The organism is Sporosarcina sp. ACRSM (assembly GCF_022346545.1).
GTDB lineage: Bacteria > Bacillota > Bacilli > Bacillales_A > Planococcaceae > Sporosarcina.
This window is the reverse complement of the sequence record NZ_JAKRNU010000008.1, coordinates 236,041-247,649: the sequence shown is the minus strand read 5'-3', so window position 1 is coordinate 247,649 and position 11,609 is coordinate 236,041. Positions and strand designations below refer to the sequence as shown.

The following is an 11,609-nucleotide window of genomic DNA, read 5'->3' as shown; positions in this document are numbered from 1 at the left end:
CCATTATTACAATCACAAACGCATCAAACAGAAATTGGCTGGCATGAGCCCGGTTCAATACCGTCTTCACACCAGCCAATTAGCTGCCTAATATAAACTCTAACTTTTAGGGGTCACATCATTTTCTCTAGATGAAAGGGAGGTTTTTCGTTTATTTCTTTTTAAATTCTTTCAATCGCTCATAGATAGCTGCCATTTTCTTTTCTTCGCCTGCAAGAACTGGTTTATAAAATTCGACCCCGCTTATTTTATCGGGTAAATATTGTTGATTGACCCAGCCGCCGAATGAGCCGATCGGGGTGTCATGCGGATATTGGTAACCGACATGGCCAAGATTGGTAGCACCGGCATAATGGGCATCCCGAAGATGAAGCGGAATATCTCCCGTTTTCCCTTCATGGATCGCTTTTGCGGCCGCATCGAAAGCTTGATAAGCCGAATTCGATTTGGACGCCAGACACATTTCGATGACCGCATTGGCGAGCGGAATGCGCGCTTCCGGCATCCCTAAACGAACAGCAGACTCGGTCGCGGCCAAGACATGCGGTCCGACTTCCGGGGAAGCGAGCCCGACATCTTCATAGGCCATGACGAGAAGCCGTCTTGAAACGGCCACCAGATCCCCGATTTCCAATAGGTGCGCCAGGTAATAAATACCGGCATTGACATCACTACCGCGGATCGATTTTTGCAATGCGGATAATAGATTATAGAAATGCGATCCTTTTTTATCCCCGAAAAGCCCGATCCGTCCTAATAAGTTATCAATCAGCCAATCTTCGACAATCGTCGTCCCATCCGTCTCATCGCTGGCGGATATGACCGATTCCAACACGGTCAACGCCTTACGGGCGTCTCCATTGACGCCTTCTGCAATGCGCATCAGCTGTTCATCCGTAATGTCAATCGCCAATTTTCCAAGACCGCGCTCTTCATCCGTCAACGCTCTTTGCAGTACACCGAGCAAGTCAACTGGCTCCAACCGGGTCAATTGCCGGATTTCTCCGCATCTTGAACGGATAGCGGGATTCACATCGTGGTAAGGGTTTTCGGTCGTTGCCCCGATCAGGACAATAGCGCCGCTTTCGACATGTGGCAACAGCGTATCTTGCTGCAGCTTATTGAAACGATGGATTTCATCGAGGAAAAGCAGCACTTTTCCTGTAATCCGTGATTCGGCGACGACTTGCTCCACGTCTTTCTTTCCTGAAACAGTCGCATTCAAGGCGATGAAAGGCAGATTGCTCGTCCCGGCAATGGCATAAGCAAGGGAAGTCTTGCCGATGCCCGGTTCGCCGTATAACAGCATCGAGGGCACATGTCCATTTTTGATCATCCGATAGAGTGCGGTCTTCTCGCCGATAATGTCTTGCTGGCCGGCTACTTCATCTATATTTCTGGGGCGCATGCGATACGCCAAAGGTTCATTATGCAATCAAAATCACTCCCCAATAACGACTAGGCTTTAGCGCTCCTGACCAAGACGCTTTCGCTTTTGTACGCACGTTCGTTCCTCTATTATACACATTGCGAGCTTAAAAATCATTTTCTATAAGAGGATGGGGGAGTTATGCTATACTATTTTGAAGTAATCGTATAAAAAAGGACGGGATATGCCATGAAAATTTCGACAAAAGGGCGCTATGGACTGACCATTGTAGTGGAACTTGGCGCCAAATATGGAAAAGGACCTGTACCGCTTCGGAAAATAGCGGAAGAACAGGATTTATCGGAGGCTTATTTGGAACAGCTCATCCCGCCGCTCCGTAATAGCGGCATCGTCAAAAGTGTCCGCGGTGCGTATGGCGGCTATATGCTGGCCAAGGAACCGACCAATATTACGGCCGGGGATGTCATCCGTGTATTGGAAGGACCGATTCAGCTTGTAGAAGGATTGGAAAACTCCGATATCCCTCAACAGGAGTTGTGGAAAAGGATCGGGGATGCGGTCCGCGGAGTACTCGATACGACAACGATCGAAGATCTTGTGAAATCCAATGAATCGGATCCGTTAGATAGCTATATGTTTTACATTTGAAGGGGCTTACTATTATGACAACTATTTATCTTGATCATGCAGCGACGACTCCGGTACATCCGGCAGTGACTGCTTCATATAAAAAACAATTAGAGAAGACATTTGGAAATCCTTCCAGCATCCATAGTTTTGGACGGGAAGCCCGGAAAGAATTGGATTTTGCACGCAAAATGCTCGCGCAATCCATTCAGGCAGAACCGACGGAAATCATTTTTACATCGGGCGGAACAGAAGCGGATAATACCGCCATTTTCGGTACGGCTACAGCGATGAGAGATAAAGGAAATCATATCATCACGACAAACATCGAACACCATGCCGTTTTAAACCCATGTAAACAACTGGAGTTGCTCGGATACGAAGTGACATATTTGGAAGTGAATGAGGCTGGACAAATTACGCCAGAGCAAGTGAAGGCGGCGTTGAAGGACAGTACGATCCTCGTGTCCATCATGTATGGCAACAATGAAGTGGGCACCATCCAGCCAATTCGTGAAATCGGTGAATTGCTAGCCGGGCATCAGGCGAAATTCCATACCGATGCTGTACAGGCATATGGACTTGTTCCGCTTGATGTCGATACACTCGGCGTGGATTTGCTGTCTGTGTCCGCCCACAAATTGAATGGGCCGAAAGGGGTCGGGTTCCTTTATCAGCGAAAAGGGAACGAGACATCACCTCTTTTCTTCGGTGGGGAACAGGAACGGAAACGCCGGGCGGGAACCGAGAATTTGCCGGCTATCGTTGCATTTGCGGAAGCTGTGACCATCGCACAGGAGGCAATGGCGCGAAACAAAGAGACGTATGAGCGGTATGCCGCGATTCTTACCGAAGAGCTGGAGGCGCAAGGTGTCAAGTACGAAGTGAACGCAAAACAAGCCCAGAAACTCCCCCATGTCCTGAATATCAGTTTTCCGGGGACTGACATCGAATCATTGCTTGTCAATCTCGACATGGCAGGCGTGGCGGTGTCAAGCGGATCGGCATGTACGGCGGGCTCATTGGACCCTTCACATGTCTTGACGGCAATGTTCGGGGAAGGATCGTCGAAACTGCGAAACTCTGTTCGTTTCAGTTTCGGCTTAGGGCTTGACGAAGAGAAGGTAAAAGAGGCGGCTGAAAGAACTGCTAACATTGTAAAACGACTTGTGAAATGAAAAGATAAGGAATGAAAAATAATGAGAACAACAAAAGCACCAGCAGATACACGTGTCGTCATCGGCATGTCAGGTGGGGTCGATTCGTCTGTAGCGGCTTTGTTATTGAAAGAACAAGGCTATGATGTCATCGGCATCTTTATGAAAAACTGGGATGACACAGACGAATTCGGTGTCTGCACCGCGACAGAAGACTATGAAGATGTCATCCAAGTATGTAACGAGATTGGAATTCCCTACTATGCGGTCAATTTTGAAAAGCAATATTGGGATAAGGTGTTCACTTATTTCCTCGAAGAATACAAAGCCGGACGTACGCCGAACCCGGATGTCATGTGCAACAAGGAAATCAAATTCAAAGCGTTCCTTGACCATGCGATGAGCCTTGGCGCAGATTATTTGGCAACGGGCCACTATGCACAGGTCGTCGAAGTGGAAGGCGGCGTCTCGATGTTGCGTGGGAAAGACGAAAACAAGGATCAGACGTATTTCTTGAATCAATTGTCCCAAGAGCAATTGCAAAAAGTGATGTTCCCGATCGGACATATGGAAAAAAGTGACGTCCGTAAAAAAGCGGTAGAAGCGGGATTGACAACAGCGGCGAAGAAAGATTCCACAGGGATCTGTTTCATCGGCGAACGGAATTTCAAAGAGTTTCTCGGACAATATTTACCGGCGCAACCCGGCGACATGAAAACGATGGAAGGCAAAACCGTCGGCCGCCATGATGGACTGATGTATTACACGATCGGTCAACGTCATGGCCTTGGGATCGGCGGTGCCGGAGATCCGTGGTTCGTCCTAGGGAAAGATTTGGAGTCGAACGTTCTATGGGTCGGTCAAAACTTCCACAATGACGCCCTTTATTCCGATAGCCTGATCGCAACGGACGTTTCGTTTTCGACGGTTCGTGAATTGCCAGCAACATTTGAGTGCACAGCGAAATTCCGCTACCGCCAACCCGATACGAAAGTGACGGTTGAACTGGTCGGAGACGGAACGGCAATCGTCCGCTTTGCAGAACCGGTCCGTGCCATCACCCCCGGTCAAGCGGTCGTCTTTTATGACGGCGCGGAATGCCTTGGTGGCGGTCTAATCGATAAAGTCATTAAAAACGGACAACAACTCGAGTATGTCGGATAAGGGGAATTAGATAGATGGAATACAATGAAATCGGAATTGCAGCACTGCAAGACGGTCAATATGAAAAAGCGGTAGAATCATTCGTCAAGGCGGTCGAACAGGACCCGGACAATGCAGTCGGCTACATCAATCTTGGCAATGTGTTCGCTTCCCTTGGCGATGCTGAAAAAGCGGAACCGTTTTTCCAAAAGGCGATTACACTTGATGCAGAGGCTGGGACAGCTTATTACGGCCTTGCCAATCTTTATTACAATAAAGAGCGTTATGAAGAAGCGTCCAAACTATATGAAACGGCCATCCGTCAAGGTGTGGACGAAGCAGATGCTTATTTCATGCTTGGGAAAAGCTTGGAACGTTCGGATAACGGGAAATTGGCGTTACCTTATTTACAGCGGGCGGCAGAATTGGCACCGGATGACTTGGAAGTCCGTTTGTCCTATGGGATTCTCCTTGCCAATTTAGAACTGTTCAAAGAAGCGGGGGACGAATTCCGTTATATTATCGAACAGGATCCCGACAATGCTGATGCCCATTATAACCTCGGCTTTCTTTATGCAGTTTCGACTGACCGGAAAGACGATGCATTGCAACATTTGGAACGAGCTTTCACGATCGATCCAGAACATGTCCAAGCACGGTATATCTTCGACATGATCCAAATGGGTGAAAACGGACAATAAGGAGGTTGCGGTGATGGATGGGATGCATGAAGCGGGCAAGGTGGACGAGATTTTCTTGATCGGACGACCGGTCGTGACCATCTTCCATAACCCCGACAGCCTTTTTACAATCGTAAAATTGAAAGTCCGCGAAACGAATTGCGGATATGAAGACAAAGAAATTATCGTCAAAGGAAATCTTCCCCAGTTAAATACGGATGAAGATTATAAATTCACGGGAAGACTCGTCAATCATCCGACGTATGGTGCTCAATTCGATGCACAGACATTTGCCAAAGAAATGCCCGCGACCGAAACGGGACTAATCCATTATTTATCGGGGGATCTGTTTCCAGGCATCGGCATGAAAACCGCCCAGACGATTGTCAAACAACTTGGGCAAGATGCCATCAAAAAAATTCTGGATGATGCATCCGTCTTAGACACGATTCCTCGTCTGACGGATGATAAAAAAGAGACCATCGTTTCGGTACTCCAACAAAACATGGGGCTTGAGCGGACGATCATCCAGTTGAATGAATGGGGATTCGGCCCCCAAATTGCGATGCGCATTTACCAAACGTATCGAGAAGAAGCGATCACCATTCTTACGGAAAATCCGTATCGAATGATTGAAGAAATCGAGGGTGTCGGTTTCCAACGTGCGGATGAACTCGGGAAAAACTTAGGGATTACCGGCAATCATCCGGACCGGATTAAAGCGGCTATCCTCCATTCGATCAACCAAGCGATCCAGTCCGCGGGACATGTGTATTTGGAAGCGGAAGCCATCCTACCGGAAGTGAAGCGCCTGTTGGAAACGAGCCAATCGATCGAGATACCGTTCGATGCTATTTCACAAGCGATCATCCAGCTTGTCGAAGAGGGGAAACTGGCGGCGGAAGAGCGGCGGCTCTACATACCTTCCCTTTATTTTTCCGAAATCGGGATTGCTTCGAAAATAGAAAAGCTATTGCAAAACGATACAGCCGATCAGTTTCCGGTATCCGAAATCAGGAAAGCGGTCGGTGAAGTCGAAGAACGGCTCGGTGTTAACTATGCGGAGACGCAAGTGTCGGCGATTGAAACAGCCCTGCATTCCTCAGTGATGATTTTGACAGGGGGGCCGGGCACCGGGAAAACAACGGTCATCCGGGGGCTTGTCGAAGTGTATGCCGAATTGCACGGCTTATCGCTTGATCCGCAAGAGTATGCTAAAAAGAAAGAGACGTTTCCAATTGTTTTGGCAGCGCCGACGGGACGGGCAGCGAAAAGAATGTCCGAGTCGACAGGATTGCCAGCGATGACCATTCACCGTCTGCTCGGTTTCAACGGACTGGAAAAAGAAGAAGAGACGGAGCGGGAAGTCGAAGGCAAATTGATCATTATCGATGAAATGTCTATGGTGGATACTTGGCTGGCCCATCAATTACTCAAAGCGCTTGCGGATGACGCCCAATTGTTATTCGTCGGTGACCAAGACCAATTGCCACCCGTCGGACCAGGACAAGTGCTGCGAGATATGTTGGATTCCGGAAAAGTGCCCGTCGTCGAATTGACTGAGATTTACCGTCAAAGTGCCGGTTCGACGATCATTGAAATGGCCCATATGATTAAACGATCTGAATGGACAACTGATATGACCCAAAAGACATCCGATCGCTCATTCATCAAAGCGAGTGGTGAACGGATTCTCGAAGTGGTCGAACAAGTGGTGAAAAACGCCATCACGAAAGGGCATCATATCAAGGATATCCAAGTGCTTGCACCGATGTACCGTGGTCCGGCAGGAATCGACGGATTGAACAAGATGATTCAAGAAATGGTCAATCCACCTGACCCTCAAAGGAAAGAAGTCGTGTTCGGCGAAGCGATTTACCGGATTGGCGATAAAGTACTCCAACTGGTCAACCAACCTGAGAGTAATGTGTTCAATGGGGATATGGGGGAAGTCATCGCCATCATCAAAGCGAAAGAGACGATCGATAAAAAAGAGTTGCTCGTCGTTTCGTATGATGGCATTGAAGTGACGTATGAACGTAGTGACTTGAACCAAATCACGCTTGCTTATTGCTGTTCCATCCATAAGTCGCAAGGGAGTGAATTCCCGATCGTTATTATGCCTGTTGTACGCAGCCATCGGAAAATGTTGCGCCGTAATCTTCTGTATACGGGTATCACCCGGGCGAAAAATTTTCTCATTCTATGTGGAGAACCCGATGAATTCAAGGCGGGTATCGAGCGGACGGATGAAATGGCCCGGCAGACAACGTTGAAAGAACGTCTGAATAGTGATATCGATGTACCGGAACTGGTTGAATCCGTTGAGCCTACAAAAGTTGTTTCAGCGGAGGAGCCGATCGAGGATTCGAAGGCCTCGGAACCGGCAATATTCGAACTGACAACGGAAACATTCATCTCGATTGATCCGATGATCGGGATGAAAGGCATCACACCTTATCATTTTCTTGAGGCTACCGATTGACAGCAAGTCGGATTTTTTCTATAATCAAATCCAGCTATGCATAAAGAATACGTTGACGGAGAAAGTACGCATCGCCACTCGTACAGAAAGAGACCCCTTGGCTGTAAGGGTCTTCGAGAGGGCATGTCGGAAAAGCTACTCCCGAGTGCAGCTCATCCCTGCCGTTTGCCGCGTTAAGGCAGCCAGAGATGCCGGATTGTTTTGTTCCGGTAATTAGGGTGGTACCGCGAGTTAAATCTTCGCCCCTTGTTTTAGGGGCGGAGATTTTTTATTTTGTACGATGTATTCGCTGGATCCTGAACCACCACAAAGAAATGTAGGAGGAATTATTCATGAAACAACTTTCATCATCCCAAATCCGTAAACTATTTTTACAATACTTCAAGGAGCACGGTCATAGCATTGAACCATCCGCTCCGCTCGTACCGATTGATGATGCATCCCTTTTGTGGATCAACAGCGGTGTCGCGACGTTAAAAAAATATTTTGATGGACGTGTCGTTCCAGATAATCCGCGCATTACCAATGCACAAAAATCAATCCGGACGAATGATATTGAAAACGTCGGAAAAACAGCACGCCACCATACATTTTTTGAAATGCTCGGAAATTTTTCCATCGGTGATTATTTCAAAGAGGAAGCAATTATCCGCGCTTGGGAATTTCTGACGGACGACAAGTGGATCGGCTTCAATCCTGAACTGCTTTCAGTCACTGTCCATCCGGAAGACGAAGAGGCATATGCCATCTGGCGTGATAAAATCGGTATTCCGGAAGACCGGATCATCCGTCTGGAAGGAAACTTCTGGGATATCGGTGAAGGACCAAGTGGACCAAACTCAGAAATCTTCTACGATCGCGGACCTGCTTACGGAGACGATTTCTCCGATCCTGAATTGTATCCGGGCGGGGAGAATGAACGTTATCTTGAAATTTGGAATTTGGTGTTCTCCGAATTCAACCATAATCCCGACCATACTTACACGCCACTACCGAAAAAGAACATCGATACAGGGATGGGCTTGGAGCGTATCGTTTCCGTTATCCAAGACGTACCGACAAACTTCGACACGGATCTTTTCATGCCGATCATGCATGCGATTGAAGAAGTATCCGGTGAGAAATATGGCGAAGATGAGGAAAAAGACACAGCATTCAAAGTGATCGCGGACCATATCCGTACCGTCGCATTCGCCATCGGTGACGGAGCATTGCCGTCCAATGAAGGACGCGGGTATGTACTCAGAAGACTATTGCGCAGAGCGGTCCGTTTTGCTAAACAATTAGGTATTCATAAGCCGTTCATGTACAATCTTGTACCCGTCGTCGGGGAAATCATGGAGGACTTCTATCCGGAAGTGACAGAAAAACAAGCATTCATTATGAAAGTGATCAAAAACGAAGAAGAGCGTTTCCACGAAACATTGACAGAAGGGCTTGCGATTCTTTCTGGTGTCATCGAACAAGCAAAATTGACAGGTACGGCTGTTGTACCAGGTGCGGATGCATTCCGTCTGTATGACACATACGGCTTCCCATTCGAATTGACGGAAGAATACGCGGAAGAGGCTGGGATTTCCGTTGACCGCGCCGGCTTTGAAGTGGAAATGGAGAACCAGCGTCAACGTGCACGTGCGGCACGCCAAGATGTCGACTCAATGCATGTTCAATCAGGTGTGCTTGGAGACATCCATGAAGCAAGCGAATTTATCGGGTACAATCAATTAGCAGTCGAATCGACAGTCGTCACACTTTTGAAAGATGGCGTATTGGCAGAACAAGCTTCCGAAGGAGAAGAGATCCAGTTCATCCTTGACCGTACACCGTTTTATGCGGAAAGCGGCGGACAAGTGGCGGATAAAGGAACAATCAGCGGTGAGACATTCGTCGCAGATGTACAAGATGTACAAAAAGCACCGAACGGCCAAAACTTGCATACGGCCATCATCCGTTCCGGGGAAATGACCAAAGGTGCGAAAGTTCACGCAGAAGTGGATCAAGCTGCAAGAAAATTGACAATCCGAAATCATACGGCAACCCACCTTCTCCATAGAGCATTGAAAGACGTACTAGGTGAACATGTCAATCAGGCAGGTTCCTATGTCGGACCAGATCGTCTGCGTTTCGACTTCTCCCATTTTGGACAAGTGACGAAAGAAGAGCTTGAAAAAATCGAACAGATTGTCAATGAAAAGATTTGGGCGGATATCGCTGTGGACATCGCTCAAAAACCGATCGAGGAAGCGAAACAAATGGGCGCCATGGCATTGTTCGGTGAAAAATATGGAGATGTCGTCCGCGTAGTTTCAGTAGGCGATTATTCACTGGAATTATGTGGGGGATGCCATGTGCCTACGACATCCGTCATCGGTTTGTTCAAGCTGGTTTCCGAAAGTGGAATCGGTGCAGGGACACGAAGAATCGAAGCGTTGACAGGACAACAGGCATACCGTTCGTTCAAGGCAGAGGAAGCGACGCTCGTCCATGCTGCGGGACTTTTGAAATCCAATCCAAAAGACATCGTGACGAAAGTTGGTTCACTCCTTGGGGATATGAAAGAATTGCAACGTGAAAACGAATCGCTGTCCGCGAAACTCGGAAACAGCCAATTATCGGACATTTTAGCGAATGCCGAACAGATCGGGGACGTCTCGGTCATTGCTGCACGGGTTGATGTTAAAGACAATAATGGACTCCGTCAAATGATGGATGAGATGAAACAGAAATTGACGAAAGCGATCGTTGTACTTGGCGCCTCAACCGACGGGAAAGTGATGCTTGTTTCAGGAATTACAGAAGACTTGAAAGCAAGCGACTATCACGCAGGTAAAATCGTCAATCATGTCGCTTCACAATGCGGCGGAAAAGGCGGAGGCAGACAAGATATGGCAATGGCAGGTGCGAAAGATGCTTCCAAACTTGATGATGCGCTTCAATCCGTGTATGATTATGTCAAATCTGTTTAATCAGCTACACAAATCGGGTATACTAAAAGACGGAATGTAAACCGATTCGTAAAACGGATGATCTGAAAGCGGGGTGTCGATCATGGATTCTTACGATAAGACGATGAAATTCAATTTTCCTGAAGAATCGATGGAGCAGGAAGTGAAGCAAGTTATGCTCCATGTGCATAAGGCATTGGATGACAAGGGATACAATCCGATCAATCAGATTGTCGGTTATCTTCTTTCGGGAGATCCGGCCTATATACCTCGTCATGAGGATGCTCGTAATCTGATTCGAAAACTGGAGCGGGATGAGATTCTGGAAGAATTGGTCAAGTTTTATATCCGTGAAAACGGAGGGAAATCGGATTGAGGATCATGGGATTGGATGTAGGGACCAAAACGGTCGGCGTTGCGATCAGTGATGCCCTTGGGTGGACAGCCCAGGGCATCGAAACCGTTAAGATCGATGAAAGTGCCGGCCAGTTTGGCATGGAAAGAATCCGCCAACTTGTTCAAGAATACGAAGTGAACGAGTTTATCGTCGGCTATCCGAAGAATATGAACAACACAATCGGCCCAAGAGGGGAAGCTTCCGAAAACTATGCGCGTTTATTAACGGAGACATTCGGCTTCCCTGTCAAATTATGGGATGAACGATTGACGACGATGGCAGCTGAACGGATGCTGATCGACGCGGATGTCAGCCGAAAAAAAAGGAAGACCGTCATCGATAAGATGGCTGCAGTCATGATACTCCAAGGGTATCTTGATTCAAAAAACTAATGAGGTGATCAGTTTGGAACACGGACAAGAAACAATGACAATCGTTGATGAAAACGGTAATGAGCATGTATGTGAAGTCATTTTCACTTTTGACTCAGAAGAATTCGGAAAATCCTATGTCCTTTATCATGTATTAGATGGTGAAGAAAAAGATGACGACGAAGAAGTCGAAATCCATGCATCCGCATTTATTCCTTCCGAGGACAATGAGGATGGCGAGCTATTCCCGATTGAAGATGACGCAGAGTGGGAAATGATCGAGGAAATGTTGAATACTTTCCTAGCGGAAGAAGAGGACGAAGACTAATTTATATGTGCACGGACGGGACGGTGCAGACCGTTCCGTTTTTCTTCGTTGCTTTAAATGCATACATAGTAATTTTATGGTTGTGT

Annotated in this window: 11 protein-coding genes; 10 read left to right on the top strand and 1 reads right to left on the bottom strand. The window is 47.5% G+C overall.

The window, feature by feature from the left end; all coding sequences use genetic code 11:
• On the top strand, window positions 1-91 hold a 91-nt coding region (locus MHZ95_RS14445), incomplete at its 5' end, for an IS3 family transposase (RefSeq protein ID WP_239391493.1).
• Window positions 92-151: 60 nt separating this feature from the next.
• Here the strand turns inward: MHZ95_RS14445 and MHZ95_RS14440 are convergent.
• Window positions 152-1,435, bottom strand: coding sequence for a replication-associated recombination protein A (locus MHZ95_RS14440; protein ID WP_239391484.1), 1,284 nt, complete (start codon window positions 1,433-1,435; stop codon window positions 152-154).
• A gap of 183 nt (window positions 1,436-1,618) precedes the next feature.
• Here MHZ95_RS14440 and cymR point away from each other — a divergent pair, with 183 nt between their 5' ends.
• The 9 genes from cymR (at window position 1,619) to MHZ95_RS14395 (ending at window position 11,523) form a co-directional block, all read left to right on the top strand.
• Window positions 1,619-2,038, top strand: a complete 420-nt coding sequence (gene cymR / locus MHZ95_RS14435; RefSeq protein ID WP_239391483.1) for a cysteine metabolism transcriptional regulator CymR — start codon at window positions 1,619-1,621, stop codon at window positions 2,036-2,038.
• A gap of 14 nt (window positions 2,039-2,052) precedes the next feature.
• Window positions 2,053-3,195, top strand: a complete 1,143-nt coding sequence (locus MHZ95_RS14430) for a cysteine desulfurase family protein (RefSeq protein ID WP_239391482.1) — start codon at window positions 2,053-2,055, stop codon at window positions 3,193-3,195.
• Between the two features lie 21 nt (window positions 3,196-3,216).
• Window positions 3,217-4,338, top strand: coding sequence for a tRNA 2-thiouridine(34) synthase MnmA (gene mnmA, locus MHZ95_RS14425; protein WP_239391481.1), 1,122 nt, complete (start codon window positions 3,217-3,219; stop codon window positions 4,336-4,338).
• A gap of 14 nt (window positions 4,339-4,352) precedes the next feature.
• A complete protein-coding gene (locus tag MHZ95_RS14420) occupies window positions 4,353-5,018 on the top strand; it encodes a tetratricopeptide repeat protein (RefSeq protein ID WP_239391480.1) in 666 nt (221 codons plus the stop codon).
• A 13-nt stretch (window positions 5,019-5,031) separates the two neighbouring features.
• Entirely contained in the window at window positions 5,032-7,482 is a 2,451-nt protein-coding gene (gene recD2 / locus MHZ95_RS14415) for an SF1B family DNA helicase RecD2 (RefSeq protein WP_239391479.1), read from the top strand.
• Between the two features lie 332 nt (window positions 7,483-7,814).
• Window positions 7,815-10,448, top strand: a complete 2,634-nt coding sequence (gene alaS, locus MHZ95_RS14410; protein WP_239391478.1) for an alanine--tRNA ligase — start codon at window positions 7,815-7,817, stop codon at window positions 10,446-10,448.
• Between the two features lie 82 nt (window positions 10,449-10,530).
• Window positions 10,531-10,803, top strand: coding sequence for an IreB family regulatory phosphoprotein (locus tag MHZ95_RS14405; protein ID WP_239391477.1), 273 nt, complete (start codon window positions 10,531-10,533; stop codon window positions 10,801-10,803).
• Complete coding sequence (ruvX, locus tag MHZ95_RS14400) at window positions 10,800-11,216, top strand: Holliday junction resolvase RuvX (RefSeq protein ID WP_239391476.1); 417 nt, start codon at window positions 10,800-10,802, stop codon at window positions 11,214-11,216. Before MHZ95_RS14405 ends, ruvX begins: the two co-directional genes overlap by 4 nt.
• A 13-nt stretch (window positions 11,217-11,229) precedes the next feature.
• Window positions 11,230-11,523, top strand: coding sequence for a DUF1292 domain-containing protein (locus tag MHZ95_RS14395; protein WP_239391475.1), 294 nt, complete (start codon window positions 11,230-11,232; stop codon window positions 11,521-11,523).
• The last annotated feature ends 86 nt before the right edge of the window (window positions 11,524-11,609 follow it).